We start from the raw sequence: 15,284 nt of genomic DNA on the forward strand, positions 1-15,284 counted from the left end.
TTGGTATCAAGGGATTAGAGGCATTTTGTTTGCCTAGTCACTGTCGAACTCGGGATTCAGTTTCATCGAATAAACATCAGTATACCGCACGAGTTGCATCATGGATAAGCAAGCTGAGTGCGGGACGACAAAGCCTTCTAAACCGTCGGTCGGGAGTTCGAATCTCTCCTAGGACGCTAAGACCCTTTGTGCAGGCAATTTTCTTTGGTCAAAAAATGTTCAAAAATTTTTACATCTTTTCTTTTCCTTGATATATCAATTATGTAAGCGGATACAAAGTATTTTAACTAATCTAAATAATCAAAAAATTCAATGAAATAGTATTGACTGTTTTGGTAAATGGGCGTATGATAATTTTCAAATAAATCTAACAAAATTCGCAATCAACAGAAGAAGCAAGAGACGGCGAACAGGGGAAGAGGGGAAAAACATTGAGTGAACAGTGGATTTTTCTAAACGATGAATTTGTGACGAAAGAAAACGCAAAAATCTCTGTATATGATCACGGTTTTCTTTATGGGGATGGGGTGTTTGAAGGCATTCGTGTGTACAGCGGCAACGTGTTTCGCATGAAAGAACATATTGACCGCTTATACAATTCAGCGAAATCCATTTTATTAAACATTCCGTACACAAAAGAAGAATTAACAAATATTATCGTTCAAACGGTGCAAAAGAACGGCTTTGAAGATGCGTATATTCGCGTCGTTGTATCGCGTGGAGTTGGCGATCTTGGACTCGATCCGTATAAATGTCCAAAGCCACAAGTCGTTGTTATTGTCGAACCGTTAGCAATCTTCCCAAAACATTTATATGAAACGGGCATTGAAGTGATCACTGTAGCAACACGACGAAACCGTCCGGATGTATTAAGCCCGAAAGTAAAATCATTAAACTACTTAAACAACGTATTAGTGCGAATTGAAGCGCATTTAGCAAACGTCAGTGAAGCGCTTATGCTTAACGACCAAGGTTATGTCGCTGAAGGATCAGCAGATAACGTGTTTATCGTCAAAAATGGCGTGTTATATACACCACCAGGATATGTCGGGGCGCTTGAAGGCATCACGCGCGATGCGATTATCGACATCGCCAAAGAACTCGGCTATGTCGTCAAAGAAGAACCGTTCACTCGTCATGATGTGTACACAGCAGACGAAGTGTTTTTAACAGGAACCGCAGCAGAAGTCATTGCGGTTGTTAAAGTCGATGGTCGTGTGATTGGTGATGGGGTACCAGGTGAACATACGAAACGATTGTTAGAACAGTTTCGAAAACGTGTTGTTTCTGAAGGGGTAAAAGTATACGCTACACAAAATGTAAATGCTGGATAACAAATCAATAAAGAAAAAGCGTTGAAGAGGACAAGTAGCGAGCGGGTTAGGCATCCACAGAGAGCCGGGGGAGCTGGAAACCGGTGATGTCTCCGTTCGTGAACTCCCCTCGGAGCGCCGTCCTGAACGATTTCTAGTAGGGACGGACGGGTGCACGTCACTCGTTATTAAAACGAGCGCTGCGACGATCGTCGCGTGCTCCTGAGGTGGCTTTGCCACGAAAAAGGGTGGTACCGCGGGAAGGATGCAAGCCTTTTCGCCCCTTTGGTCCACGTGGACCGATGGAGGGGTGAGAAGGCTTTTCTTATTTCACATTTCTTTTAGGGGTGAAAAAATGGCAGCGAATATGAAAGTGAAAGAAAGAGTAGCAAAAAAGCAAACGTTATGTGGAGCGCTTATGTTAATTGAAGCGCTCAAAGCAGAAAACGTAAAAGTGATTTTCGGTTATCCAGGAGGTGCTGTGTTACCGATTTACGACAAGCTTTATGAGTCAGGCGTATTCCACGTGCTAACACGTCATGAACAAGGCGCTATTCATGCAGCGGAAGGATATGCCCGCATTTCAGGAAAACCTGGTGTCGTCATTGCCACATCTGGACCGGGTGCCACAAATATTGTGACAGGTTTAACGGATGCGATGATGGACTCCATTCCGCTTGTCGTTTTCACAGGACAAGTAGCATCGAGCGTCATCGGTTCAGATGCCTTTCAAGAGGCGGATGTGTTAGGAATTACAATGCCTATTACAAAACATAGTTACCAAGTACGCGACATACACGAGCTGCCAAAAATCATTAAAGAAGCGTTTCATATTGCAACAACGGGGCGCCCAGGTCCTGTATTAATCGATATTCCAAAAGATATGGCCGTCGCTGAAGCGGAGTTTGATTACGAACAGGACGTACAGTTGCCGGGTTATCAGCCGACAACAAAACCGAACCATTTGCAAATTCGCAAGCTTGTTGAAGCCGTTAGCCAAGCAAAACGCCCGGTCATTTTAGCTGGAGCAGGTGTTCTCCATGCGAATGCCCATGAGCAGTTAAAACAATATGCCGAACAACAAAATATTCCTGTGATTCATACGCTTTTAGGACTTGGTGGATTTCCTGCCGACCATCCGCTATTTCTCGGAATGGCAGGAATGCACGGAACTTACACAGCAAATATGGCATTGTATGAGTGTGATTTGCTCATTAATGTCGGCGCAAGATTCGATGATCGGGTGACTGGAAATTTAGCTCATTTTGCACCAAAAGCAACGGTCGCTCATATCGATATCGATCCAGCAGAGATTGGAAAAAATGTGCCAACAAAAATTCCGATCGTTGGGGATGCGAAAGAAGCACTCATTCAATTAATTGAACAAAATGGAAAGCGACCAGATGTATCAGAGTGGCTGAACAAGTTAAATGAATGGAAAAGAGAATATCCGCTTATGTACAAGCGCGAACCGGGCGTACTAAAACCGCAGCGACTCATTGAAATGATTCATGAATATACAAACGGTGAGGCGGTTGTCACGACCGATGTAGGTCAACATCAAATGTGGGTGGCTCAATATTATAAATTTAAACAGCCGCATCGTTGGGTCACATCAGGCGGACTAGGAACGATGGGATTTGGGTTGCCAGCGGCAATCGGAGCGCAATTGGCACAGCCAGAAGCAACGGTCGTATCGATCGTTGGTGACGGTGGGTTCCAAATGACGTTGCAAGAACTGTCTGTCATTCAAGAGCTGAATTTGCCAATTAAAATCGTCATTGTCAACAATCAAGCGCTCGGTATGGTTCGTCAATGGCAAGAAATTTTTTACGAAAAACGATATTCTCATTCACTCATTCCGAATCAACCGGATTTTGTCCGTTTAGCGGAAGCATACGGCATGAAAGCGATGCGCGCAACGACGGAAGAAGAAGCAGAATACGTATTGAAAGAAGCATTTGCGACAAATGCACCGGTTTTACTTGATTTTCACGTTTGTCCAGGTGAAAACGTATATCCGATGGTGGCGCCCGGAAAAGGGCTACATGAGATGGTGGGGGTGAAATGGTGAAGCGAATTATTACAATGACAGTAAACAACCGTCCGGGTGTATTAAATCGCATTACAGGTTTATTTACGAAGCGACATTACAACATTGAAAGCATTACAGTTGGTCATACCGAAGCGGAAGGCATTTCACGCATGACGTTTGTCGTCAATGTAGATGATGAACGCATTGCCGAACAAATTACAAAACAACTAAACAAACAAATTGACGTGTTAAAAGTAGTTGATATTACCGATCAAGCGATTATCGTTCGAGAGCTGGCTTTAATTAAAGTGGCGGTCACGCCAGCAACGCGCGGGGAAATTTATACGCTTATTGAACCGTTTCGTGCCGCAATTGTCGATGTGGCGCGCGATAGTCTCGTCGTTCAAGTAACAGGGGAGCCGGAAAAAATTGATGCGCTCATCGACTTATTAAAACCATACGGATTAAAGGAAGTTGCAAGAACAGGAACAACAGCGTTTCCGCGCGGTTCACAACGCGCATCATCAACAAATAAATCACTATTCATCATTTAAATTAAGGAGAGGATTTTATTATGGTAAAAGTATATTACAATGGCGATGCAAACGAAGCTTACATTCAAGGGAAGAAAGTAGCGATTATCGGATACGGATCTCAAGGTCATGCCCACGCGCAAAACCTTCGCGATAGCGGCGTTGATGTTATCATTGGATTAAGAAAGGGGAAATCGTGGGAAAAAGCAGAGCAAGATGGATTTGTCGTCTTGCCAGTGGATGAAGCGACAAAGCAAGCGGATATTGTAATGATTTTACTTCCAGACGAACATCAGCCGAAAGTATATAAAGAAGAAATTGCACCAAACTTACAGCCGGGCAATGCGCTCGTGTTTGCACACGGGTTTAATATTCATTTTAACCAAATTGTCCCACCGAGCGATGTGGATGTCTTTTTAGTTGCACCGAAAGGACCAGGTCATTTAGTTCGTCGCACATATACAGAAGGAGCAGGTGTACCAGCGTTAATTGCTATTTATCAAGATGTGACTGGTGAAGCGAAAGAAACAGCACTTGCATATGCGAAAGCGATTGGTTCCGCTCGGGCAGGTGTGATTGAAACGACGTTTAAAGAAGAAACAGAAACCGATTTATTTGGCGAACAAGCGGTTCTTTGCGGTGGGTTAACTGCACTTGTCAAAGCGGGATTTGAAACGCTTGTTGAAGCAGGATACCAACCAGAAATTGCATATTTTGAATGTCTACATGAATTAAAGCTGATCGTTGATTTAATGTACGAAGGCGGTTTGGCAGGTATGCGTTACTCCATTTCTGATACAGCACAATGGGGCGACTTTGTGACAGGGCCACGCATCATTAACGATGCGGTAAAAGCAGAAATGAAAAAAGTGCTCGAAGATATTCAAACAGGAAAGTTTGCGAAAGGTTGGATTTTAGAAAACCAAGCGAATCGCCCAGAGTTTAACGCGATCAATCGTCGGGAAAACGAGCATTTAATTGAAGTGGTTGGTCGAGAATTACGAAAAATGATGCCGTTTGTCAACGCTAAACAGAAAGATGTGGTGACGGTCGGTGCGAAAAATTAACATTTTTGATACGACGTTGCGTGATGGCGAGCAGTCGGCAGGAGTCAACTTAAACTTAAATGAAAAGCTAGAAATTGCCCGGCAGTTAGAACGCCTCGGTGTAGATATCATCGAGGCGGGATTCCCTGCCGCATCAAAAGGTGATTTTCAAGCTGTTCAAGCGATCGCGCAAACGGTTCGTAACTGTTCAGTCACAGGTCTTTCTCGCTCTGTTCAATCCGATATTGATGCAGCATGGGAAGCGTTAAAGGACGGAGCAGAGCCGCGTTTACACGTGTTTATCGCAACATCGCCTATTCATATGCAATATAAATTGCGCATGACACCCGAACAAGTCATTGAAACAGCTGTAGAGTCTGTTCGTTACGCCAAAAAATATTTTCCGATTGTACAATGGTCAGCAGAAGATGCATGTCGGAGTGATCTTCCGTTTCTTGCTACGATTATTGAGAAAGTCATTGAAGCTGGCGCAAACGTCATTAACATCCCAGATACAGTCGGTTATATTACTCCAAAACAATATGGTGACATATTCTCTTTTTTAAAGAAAAATGTTCGTAATATTGAGAAAATTAGTCTGTCTGCTCATTGTCATGATGATTTAGGTATGGCGGTCGCCAACTCGCTCGCGGCCATTGAAGCAGGGGCGACACAAATCGAAGGAACGATTAATGGCATTGGCGAGAGAGCAGGAAATGCTGCAATTGAAGAAGTGGCGGTCGCGCTTTATATTCGTAAAGATTACTACCAAGCTGAGACGCGCTTGAACTTGCAAGAAATTAAACGTACGAGCAATTTAGTAAGCAAGTTAACAGGGATGGTTGTTCCACCAAATAAGGCGATTGTCGGTAAAAACGCTTTTGCCCATGAATCAGGCATTCACCAAGACGGAGTATTAAAAGAAAAAACAACGTATGAAATTATATCTCCGCAACTTGTTGGCGTGCAATCGAATTCGATGGTGCTCGGAAAACATTCGGGACGCCATGCGTTTCGCACGCGCATTCACGAGCTTGGCTATTCGTTGACAGAAGAAGAAGTGAATCGTTTATTTGTTCGTTTTAAAGATTTAGCAGATAAAAAGAAAGACATTACCGACGATGATTTAATTGCGCTCATTTTAGATGAAAGGCTAGATACGTATAAAAACTTTTATCAGTTATGTTCGATTCAAGTACAATACGGTACAAATCAAATTCCAACGGCAGTTGTTGTATTAAAAGATGGAGAAGGAAACGACATTCAAGAAGCAGCGACAGGGGCTGGCAGCGTCGAGGCATTATATAACGCTTTAGAAAAAGCGTTGCAATTGCCGGTGACGTTGCTTGACTATCGCATTGAATCCGTTGGAAGCGGACGTGATGCGTTAGCGCAAGTATATGTGAAAGTATCGCTCGATGGGAAAGAAGCAAGCGGTCGAGGAACAGCACAAGATGTGCTAGAAGCATCAGCAAAAGCATATATTCATGCGGTCAATCGCATGTTTGTCATCGAAAAAATGAGAGAAGAACAAGCGCTTGCCGCGCAATAACGAAGGGGGATGTCTTATGTATCGTATCGCTGTGTTACCTGGCGATGGTATTGGAAAAGAAGTGACAAAAGGAGCGGTAAAAGTTTTGCAAGCAATTGGTGATCGTTTCGGCCATACGTTTCATTTTTCATACGGTTTGATCGGTGGAGAAGCGATCGACCGTGAAGGAACACCGCTTCCAGAACAAACGCTTCAAATGTGCAAACAAAGCGATGCGGTATTGCTTGGTGCTGTTGGTGGACCGAAATGGGACAGTAATCCACCGCACGTCCGTCCAGAAAAAGGATTGTTACAAATTCGAAAAGAAATGAATTTGTTTGCCAATGTTCGCCCCGTTACGTTTTATGAGAGTTTAGCAGCTTCTTCTCCGCTTAAGCCACATGTTATTGAAGGAGCAGATTTTGTCATCGTTCGTGAGTTAACCGGCGGCTTGTATTTTGGAAAACCAAGTGAACGACGAGTAGAGAAGGGAGAAGAAGCTGTTGTTGATACGTTGTTTTATAAACGAGCAGAAATCGAGCGGATCATTACGTTTGCTTTTACACTTGCGCAAAAACGAAAGAAAAAAGTGACGTCGGTCGATAAAGCAAACGTGTTAGAATCAAGCCGCATGTGGCGAGAAGTAGCTGAGCAAGTGGCTAAACGTTTCCCAGACGTTCAACTTGAACATATGCTCGTCGATAATGCTGCGATGCAGCTCGTCCGCTCGCCAAAACAATTTGACGTCATTGTAACAGAAAATATGTTTGGCGATATTTTAAGCGATGAAGCATCGATGTTAACAGGATCGCTCGGCATGCTTCCGTCGGCAAGCTTGTCTGTTGACGGACCGGCATTATACGAACCGATTCACGGTTCGGCTCCAGACATTGCAGGGCAAAACAAAGCGAATCCGCTTGCAACGATTTTATCAGCAGCGATGATGCTTCGTTTATCGTTCGGCCTTACAGAAGAGGCGGATGTCATCGAACGAGCAGTGAAACAAGTGTTAAATGCTGGGTATCGTACCGCAGACATTGCCCAACAAGGTGATTGTGTATTATCGACAACAGAAATGGTCGAAAAAGTAAAAGATGCCATTTTAGACGATGTAGCAATTGAACGAATCATGCAAGTGTATGTGTAGGAGGGATTGAGGTGGCGCCAAAGACGATTATTGAAAAAATTTGGGATGAGCACGTTGTATACCGTGAAGATGGAAAACCGGATTTATTATATATTGACTTACATCTCGTTCATGAAGTGACATCGCCGCAAGCGTTTGAAGGATTGCGTCAAAAAGGAAGAAAAGTGCGCCGCCCAGATTTAACGTTTGCAACGATGGATCATAACGTTCCAACGGTCAATCGGTTTGTCATTGAAGATGAAGTGGCAAGAAATCAAATGACGGCATTGGAGCGGAACTGTCATGAATTTGGCGTTCCGCTTGCCGATTTAAACAGTCCAGAACAAGGCATTGTACATGTCATCGGTCCCGAACTTGGATTGACGCAGCCGGGAAAAACAATCGTGTGCGGGGATAGTCATACGTCGACACATGGTGCTTTTGGGGCGTTAGCGTTTGGCATTGGCACGAGCGAAGTGGAGCATGTGTTGGCGACGCAAACATTATGGCAACATCGTCCGAAGACGATGCAAGTGAACGTCACAGGTGCATTGGCACCGGGTGTATCAGCAAAAGACGTCATTTTAGCGATTATCGGAAAGTTTGGCGTTGATTTCGGAACGGGGTATGTGCTTGAGTTTACGGGTGATGTCATTCGTCGTTTGTCGATGGAAGAGCGGATGACGATTTGCAACATGTCGATTGAAGCGGGCGCGCGCGCGGGGTTAATTGCTCCAGATGATGTGACGTTTGCATATTTGCGCGGGCGAAAATATGCTCCAAAAGGAGAAGCGTTTGAACAGGCAGTTGAAAAGTGGAAACAGTTATGCACAGATGAAGGAGCGGTATATGACCGTGTCGTTCATATTGATGGAAATGAAATTGCTCCAACGGTTACATGGGGCACGACGCCTGCGATGAGTTCTCCGATTGATGGAACCGTGCCTCACCCAGAAGAGTTTGCGACAGAAACGGAGAGAAAGGCAGCTCAGTTAGCGTTGCAATATATGGGGTTAAAGCCAGGAATAAAAATGACAGATATTGCTATTCAACATGTGTTTATCGGATCGTGTACGAACTCACGCATAAGCGATTTAAGAGAAGCGGCACGAATTGTGAAGGGAAAAAAAGTTGCACCGGGCGTGAGGGCGCTCGTCGTTCCGGGCTCACAACAAGTGAAAAAACAAGCGGAAGAAGAAGGAATTGCTCAAATTTTTATTGATGCAGGTTTTGAATGGCGTGATTCTGGCTGTAGCATGTGCCTTGGCATGAATCCGGATACTGTGCCAGCAGGTGAGCATTGTGCTTCAACGTCAAACCGCAATTTTGAAGGGCGGCAAGGAAAAGGAGCGCGCACGCATCTCGTCAGTCCAGCGATGGCAGCTGCGGCTGCGATTTACGGACATTTTGTTGATGTGCGCACATTGTATAAAGAAGCGGTACGATAGGAGGAGAACGCGTTGGAACCATTCATTATTCATAAAGGAAAAGTAGCTGGTCTAGATCGTGCCAATGTGGATACGGATCAAATTATTCCGAAACAATTTTTAAAACGAATTGAGCGCACCGGATTTGGTCAATTTCTTTTTTATGATTGGCGCTATCTTCCAGACGGGACGCCAAACCCGCATTTTGAGTTAAATCGCCCTGAAAATGAAGGAGCAACGATTTTAGTGGCAAATGAAAATTTTGGTTGCGGTTCATCGCGTGAACATGCACCTTGGGCGCTTGCTGATTACGGATTTCGTGCCGTTATTGCTCCTTCTTTTGCGGATATTTTTTATAACAATTGTTTAAAAAATAGTTTACTTCCAATTAAACTTCCAAAAGAAGATGTCGTGTATTTATTAAAACAAGCGGAGCGGCCAGATTATGAACTAACTATTTCTCTTGAACAACAAGTCGTTTTTGACGACGAAGGATTTACAAGCGCGTTTGACATCGACCCGTACCGAAAACAGCTTCTTCTAAAAGGATGGGACGAAATCGACTTAACGTTCGTATATGAACCATATATTATCGCCTATGAAAAAGCACGCTCTTGACGATTTGTCGAGGGCGTTTTTCGTTGAGTTTGTTCAAAAACATTGTTAAACTTAAAGGCAAATGTAAGCGAAGGTGAACGAATATGAAAAAACGAAAAGTCGTTCCACATCCATATGTAAAAGAGCGGTTGTTAACAGAAGGGATGAATGCGTTAAAAGAAAAGCGATATAAAGAAGGGTATACGTATTTAACACAATTAAAAGAGCTGCAACTTCACGATGATGATGTAGAAATGGCACTTGTCGTCTGTTTATTTGAAATGGGACATGTAGGAGAGGCAAAAGAAAGATGTGAACAACTGTTAGAGCGCGGCAAAGGGGATTGGGCAGTATACATTTCTATGCTCGTTCATTTACAACAATACGATGAAGTTGTCGCAGTCATTCATAAACTCCAGCGAAAAGGAATCGATTGCACGCCTTTTTTACCACTTTTACAGTTTAGTGAAAAAATGATTCGGTCTCAGCACGAACAACGGGCAAAACAATACGAATCGATTTTTCAAGGCAATGAATGGGCGAAACAACTTCGTATCCTTCAGCAACTTGATTTTCGTCTCGTTTCACACCTAGTGCCAATATTCGTTCGTTATTTGCGTGATGAAACGAAACACTCGATTGTGAAAACGACAATGTTACACATATTAAAGAAAGAACAAGTGACAGAGCCAATGATCGTTAAAAAATTTGGTCAAACGATGACCGTTATTCCAGCCGAGCTCGATGAACAACAACAAAAGCGTTGGATAGAACAAGTGCTTGACATTGTTGAAAAAACGTGGGCGAAACAAAATCCAACAATGTATGAATGGTGTGAACAAATATGGTTTCGTTACATGTTTGCGATGTATCCATTTCTTCCAACAGAGCCGGTACAACAATGGGCGAATGCGCTATACACATATGTTGAGCAATGTGAAACAGGACAAACGATATGGACAAGTCCGCTCGTTTCCAAACTTTATGAAGCAGAAAAATTATGGCTCTCTGTTGAAAGTATATGATTGTATGGTATAATATAGTGGTTGTATTACACATAAAACCGTGTATGCCTACATATATGTAGTTCATTTACATGAATTTTTGAAGTTGGAGGGAAAGAAGCATGTCGGCGAAATGGGAAAAACTCGAAGGCAACCAAGGCGTTCTTACAGTAGAAGTAGACGCTGAAAAAGTGAATGAAGGATTAGATGAAGCGTTTAAAAAAGTAGTGAAAAAAGTACAAATTCCAGGATTCCGTAAAGGTAAAATTCCTCGCTCTTTATTTGAAAAACGTTTCGGCGTTGAATCATTATACGCAGATGCGTTAGATATTTTATTGCCAGAGGCATACGCAAAAGCTGTTGAAGAAACAGGCATTGAGCCAGTCGATCGTCCAGAAATCGACGTCGAGCAAATGGAAAAAGGAAAAAGCTTAATTTTCACTGCGAAAGTGACTGTGAAGCCAGAAGTAACACTTGGCCAATATAAAGGGCTTGAAGTTGAAAAGTTAGATGACACTGTAACAGACGAAGACGTCGAACAAGAATTAAAACGTTTGCAAGAGCGTCATGCGGAGCTTGTTGTGAAAGAAGAAGGAACAGTAGAAAACGGTGATACAGTTGTCATCGATTTCGAAGGATTCGTTGACGGTGAAGCGTTTGAAGGCGGAAAAGCAGAAAACTATTCTCTTGTTATCGGTTCAGGTACATTCATCCCAGGATTTGAAGAGCAATTAATCGGCATGGCGGCTGGGGAAGAAAAAGACATTGAAGTGACATTCCCAGAAGAATATCATGCAGAGCAATTAGCTGGTAAACCAGCTGTGTTCAAAATTAAATTGCACGAAATTAAAGCAAAACAACTTCCTGCGCTTGATGACGAGTTTGCGAAAGACGTAGATGAAGAAGTCGAAACGTTAGATGCGCTAAAAGAGAAAATTAAAGAGCGTTTAACAAAAGAGAAAAAAGAAGAAGCCGAAGCAGCACTTCGCGATGCGGTTGTTCAAAAAGCAACAGAAAACGCACAAATGGACATCCCAGAAGTGATGGTGAAAAACGAAACAGACCGTATGCTTCGCGAGTTTGAGCAACGTTTACAAATGCAAGGGTTAAACCTTGACTTATACTATCAATTCTCTGGACAAGATGAAGCGGCACTTCGCGAGCAAATGAAAGAAGAAGCCGAAAAACGTGTTCGTGTCACATTGACGCTTGAAGCGATCGTAAAAGCAGAAAACATTGACGTAACAGAAGAAGAAGTAGAAAAAGAACTAGAGGAAATGGCGAACCTATACAGCTTATCGGTCGATAAGTTAAAAGAACTTTTAGGTACATTAGGTGGCTTAAAAGAAGACTTAAAAATGCGTAAAGCAATCGATTTCCTTGTTGAAAACAGCAAAGTTGTTGCATAATGAGAAGAGAAAGAACAAGGTGCATCATGTGCCTTGTTCTTTCCACATATAGTTGCAGTAATAAAAGTTTTCTAACTTTTCGCGCACATTTGCGTTTTTATTGGCATACTTTTAAAGATTTATGATAAAATGACGAATACATAACGTTTTTCTTTTTCGTGTACATATGAACGTAGAGAAATAAGGGGTGAAATCATGTTTAAATTTAATGATGAAAAAGGGCAGTTAAAATGCTCGTTTTGCGGCAAAACGCAAGAACAAGTGCGCAAACTTGTTGCTGGCCCAGGTGTATACATATGCGATGAGTGTATTGAATTGTGTACAGAAATTGTGCAAGAAGAGCTTGGATCGGAAGAGGAAGTGGAGTTCAAAGACGTACCGAAACCAAAGGAAATTCGCGAAATTTTAGATGAGTACGTCATCGGGCAAGACGAAGCGAAAAAAGCGCTTTCTGTAGCGGTATATAACCATTACAAACGCATTAATTCAAACAGCAAAATTGATGATGTCGAGTTAGCGAAAAGTAATATTTTAATGATCGGACCAACGGGAAGTGGAAAAACGTTGCTCGCTCAAACGCTTGCCCGCATTTTAAACGTGCCGTTTGCAATTGCAGACGCAACATCGTTGACAGAAGCAGGGTATGTTGGTGAAGACGTAGAAAACATTTTATTAAAGCTCATTCAAGCTGCCGATTACGACATTGAACGTGCAGAAAAAGGAATTATTTATATCGATGAAATCGATAAAATTGCGCGCAAATCAGAAAACCCTTCCATTACGCGCGATGTATCGGGGGAAGGTGTGCAACAAGCGCTATTGAAAATTTTAGAAGGAACAATTGCAAGCGTGCCACCACAAGGAGGACGAAAACATCCGCATCAAGAGTTCATTCAAATTGATACAACGAACATTTTATTCATTTGTGGTGGGGCGTTTGATGGTTTAGAACCAATTATTAAGCGCCGTCTCGGTAAAAAAGTGATCGGTTTTAGCTCTGATGTGCAAGCCGAAGTCGAAGAAAAAGATTTATTGTCCAAAGTGTTGCCAGAAGACTTATTAAAATTCGGATTAATTCCAGAGTTTGTTGGACGTCTTCCTGTTATTACAAGCTTACAGCCGCTTGACGAAGACGCACTTGTTGATATTTTAGTCAAACCGAAAAATGCGCTAGTGAAGCAATATCAAAAAATGCTCGAACTTGACGATGTCGAACTTGAATTTGAAGAAGAAGCACTTCGAGAAATTGCAAAACGTGCGATTGAACGAAAAACAGGAGCGCGCGGTTTACGCTCGATTATTGAAGGCATTATGCTTGACGTCATGTTTGAATTACCGTCGCGTGAAGATGTGAAAAAATGCGTCATTACGGCAGAGACGGTACGCGGAGAAAAAGCGCCGCTTCTCATTTTACACGACGGAACAGTTATCGAATACGAGAGAAAAACATCAGCGTAAATGGAAAAAGATCGATTTTCCGAATCGGAAAGTCGATCTTTTTTTGTTTATTTCCTTGTTTGCTCGGAGATACTATGCGTACAGTACATATGCAGGAGGAACGGCCATGAATTGGACAAATATTGCACTACTTATTCAGTTGTTTTTCGGGATTATTATCGGCCTATACTTTTTGAATCTATTGAAAAGCCAACGGACGCAAAAAATTTCGATCGATAAAGAAGCGAGAAAAGAGATGGAACAACTTCGGAAAATGCGCTCGATTTCACTCACGGAGCCGCTTGCTGAAAAAGTGCGTCCAAAAACGTTTGATGATATTGTTGGGCAAGAAGATGGCATAAAAGCATTAAAAGCGGCATTGTGTGGACCGAATCCACAACATGTCATTATTTACGGACCACCTGGTGTCGGAAAAACAGCAGCCGCTCGCCTCGTATTAGAAGAGGCGAAAAAAAATCCGTTATCTCCGTTTCGAAAAGATGCTGTTTTTATTGAGTTGGATGCAACAACAGCACGCTTTGATGAGCGAGGTATTGCTGATCCGCTGATTGGTTCTGTGCATGATCCGATTTATCAAGGAGCGGGAGCGATGGGGCAAGCAGGCATCCCGCAACCGAAACAAGGGGCAGTGACGAACGCGCACGGTGGCGTATTATTTATTGACGAAATTGGTGAATTACATCCGATTCAAATGAACAAGTTATTAAAAGTGTTAGAAGACCGAAAAGTGTTTTTTGAAAGCGCATATTATAGCGAAGAAAATCCAAATATTCCAAACCATATTCATGACATTTTCCAAAACGGGTTGCCCGCTGATTTCCGACTTGTTGGTGCCACAACGCGAACACCGAACGAAATACCGCCCGCGATTCGTTCACGTTGCATGGAGGTGTTTTTTAGGGAGTTAGAACAAGAAGAAATTGCTCAAATTGTGAAAAAAGCAGCAGAAAAAATAAACCTTTCGATTGAAGAACAAGCGGTTGATGAACTGGCGATGTATGCTCGCAACGGAAGAGAAGCGGTCAATACGTTACAAATCGCAGCTGGCATTGTGATCTCAGAGAAACGTTCTAAAATTTTACGTCACGATATGGAATGGGTCATTCAATCAAGTCAATTATCGCCACGCTATGAGAAAAAAGTGGGACAGGAACCGAAAGTAGGATTAGTGAACGGATTAGCGGTTTACGGTCCGAATAGCGGAGCGTTGTTAGAAATTGAAGTTGTAGCATTGCCAACAAAAGAAAAAGGGACGATCAACATAACGGGCATTGTCGAAGAGGAACAGATTGGTGGACAAGGAAAGTCGATCCGTCGAAAAAGTATGGCGCGCGGTTCGATCGAAAACGTCATTACTGTTTTACGTTCACTTGGTGTGCCTGCAGATCAATATGATATTCATGTAAACTTTCCAGGTGGTGTCCCGATAGACGGCCCTTCTGCTGGTGTAGCAATGGCGGTTGGTATTTACTCTGCTATTTATCATTTACCAATTGATCCAACAATGGCGATGACAGGGGAAATTGGGGTGCATGGGAATGTGAAACCGGTTGGCGGTATTTTCCCGAAAGTAAAAGCAGCAAAACAAGCTGGAGCGAAAACGGTCATTATTCCACGCAGCAATATGCAGTCGATTTTAAGACAAGTGACAGGCATTGAAATTGTTCCAGTCGATCACATTGGCGACGTCCTTTCTTTTTTATTTCACGAACACGTTCGTTCTGTTCCGATGCGCCATCATTTACCGAAAACAGAACTGATGTAAAAGCAATCGGCTTCAACTGAGCGTTGAAGCCGATTTTTTA

At 42.8% G+C, this 15,284-nt stretch carries 12 protein-coding genes and 1 other annotated feature; all 12 genes read left to right on the forward strand.

From position 1 onward, the window contains the following. The first annotated feature begins 431 nt into the window (after nucleotides 1-431). On the forward strand, nucleotides 432-1,334 hold the full coding sequence (gene ilvE, locus CS060_RS07865) for a branched-chain-amino-acid transaminase (protein ID WP_032100254.1): 903 nt from the start codon (nucleotides 432-434) through the stop codon (nucleotides 1,332-1,334). 12 nt (nucleotides 1,335-1,346) lie between these two features. After that, nucleotides 1,347-1,601: a binding site (T-box leader), on the forward strand. A gap of 67 nt (nucleotides 1,602-1,668) precedes the next feature. Further along, nucleotides 1,669-3,387, forward strand: coding sequence for an acetolactate synthase large subunit (ilvB, locus tag CS060_RS07870; RefSeq protein WP_035048719.1), 1,719 nt, complete (start codon nucleotides 1,669-1,671; stop codon nucleotides 3,385-3,387). After that, nucleotides 3,384-3,902, forward strand: a complete 519-nt coding sequence (gene ilvN / locus CS060_RS07875; protein WP_035020006.1) for an acetolactate synthase small subunit — start codon at nucleotides 3,384-3,386, stop codon at nucleotides 3,900-3,902. Before ilvB ends, ilvN begins: the two co-directional genes overlap by 4 nt. Nucleotides 3,903-3,922: 20 nt before the next feature. Then, nucleotides 3,923-4,948 (forward strand): ketol-acid reductoisomerase, encoded by a 1,026-nt coding sequence (gene ilvC, locus CS060_RS07880; protein WP_035048715.1) that lies wholly within the window; start codon nucleotides 3,923-3,925, stop codon nucleotides 4,946-4,948. Further along, entirely contained in the window at nucleotides 4,935-6,479 is a 1,545-nt protein-coding gene (locus tag CS060_RS07885; RefSeq protein ID WP_035048713.1) for a 2-isopropylmalate synthase, read from the forward strand. Before ilvC ends, CS060_RS07885 begins: the two co-directional genes overlap by 14 nt. 16 nt (nucleotides 6,480-6,495) lie before the next feature. Continuing rightward, nucleotides 6,496-7,605: a 3-isopropylmalate dehydrogenase gene (gene leuB / locus CS060_RS07890; RefSeq protein WP_099668852.1), complete on the forward strand. Its 1,110-nt coding sequence runs from the start codon at nucleotides 6,496-6,498 to the stop codon at nucleotides 7,603-7,605. An 11-nt stretch (nucleotides 7,606-7,616) separates the two neighbouring features. Further along, nucleotides 7,617-9,032: a 3-isopropylmalate dehydratase large subunit gene (gene leuC / locus CS060_RS07895; protein WP_035048712.1), complete on the forward strand. Its 1,416-nt coding sequence runs from the start codon at nucleotides 7,617-7,619 to the stop codon at nucleotides 9,030-9,032. A gap of 12 nt (nucleotides 9,033-9,044) precedes the next feature. Further along, complete coding sequence (leuD, locus tag CS060_RS07900; protein WP_099668853.1) at nucleotides 9,045-9,629, forward strand: 3-isopropylmalate dehydratase small subunit; 585 nt, start codon at nucleotides 9,045-9,047, stop codon at nucleotides 9,627-9,629. Nucleotides 9,630-9,712: 83 nt separating this feature from the next. Continuing rightward, nucleotides 9,713-10,633: a DUF3196 family protein gene (locus tag CS060_RS07905; RefSeq protein ID WP_099668854.1), complete on the forward strand. Its 921-nt coding sequence runs from the start codon at nucleotides 9,713-9,715 to the stop codon at nucleotides 10,631-10,633. Between the two features lie 101 nt (nucleotides 10,634-10,734). Then, nucleotides 10,735-12,021: a trigger factor gene (gene tig, locus CS060_RS07910; protein WP_099668855.1), complete on the forward strand. Its 1,287-nt coding sequence runs from the start codon at nucleotides 10,735-10,737 to the stop codon at nucleotides 12,019-12,021. 195 nt (nucleotides 12,022-12,216) lie between these two features. Beyond that, nucleotides 12,217-13,479: an ATP-dependent protease ATP-binding subunit ClpX gene (gene clpX / locus CS060_RS07915; protein ID WP_035050639.1), complete on the forward strand. Its 1,263-nt coding sequence runs from the start codon at nucleotides 12,217-12,219 to the stop codon at nucleotides 13,477-13,479. Between the two features lie 106 nt (nucleotides 13,480-13,585). Further along, nucleotides 13,586-15,244 (forward strand): ATP-dependent protease LonB, encoded by a 1,659-nt coding sequence (lonB, locus tag CS060_RS07920; protein WP_099668856.1) that lies wholly within the window; start codon nucleotides 13,586-13,588, stop codon nucleotides 15,242-15,244. The last annotated feature ends 40 nt before the right edge of the window (nucleotides 15,245-15,284 follow it).

This window comes from Anoxybacillus flavithermus (assembly GCF_002742685.1).
GTDB classification, from domain to species: domain Bacteria; phylum Bacillota; class Bacilli; order Bacillales; family Anoxybacillaceae; genus Anoxybacillus; species Anoxybacillus flavithermus_E.

Coding starts and splice junctions, on each gene's coding strand:
- ilvB (WP_035048719.1), top strand. CDS start 1,669: ATGGCAGCGAATATGAAAGTGAAAGAAAGAGTAGCAAAAAAGCAAACG.
- ilvC (WP_035048715.1), top strand. CDS start 3,923: ATGGTAAAAGTATATTACAATGGCGATGCAAACGAAGCTTACATTCAA.
- leuB (WP_099668852.1), top strand. CDS start 6,496: ATGTATCGTATCGCTGTGTTACCTGGCGATGGTATTGGAAAAGAAGTG.
- CS060_RS07905 (WP_099668854.1), top strand. CDS start 9,713: ATGAAAAAACGAAAAGTCGTTCCACATCCATATGTAAAAGAGCGGTTG.
- tig (WP_099668855.1), top strand. CDS start 10,735: ATGTCGGCGAAATGGGAAAAACTCGAAGGCAACCAAGGCGTTCTTACA.
- clpX (WP_035050639.1), top strand. CDS start 12,217: ATGTTTAAATTTAATGATGAAAAAGGGCAGTTAAAATGCTCGTTTTGC.
- lonB (WP_099668856.1), top strand. CDS start 13,586: ATGAATTGGACAAATATTGCACTACTTATTCAGTTGTTTTTCGGGATT.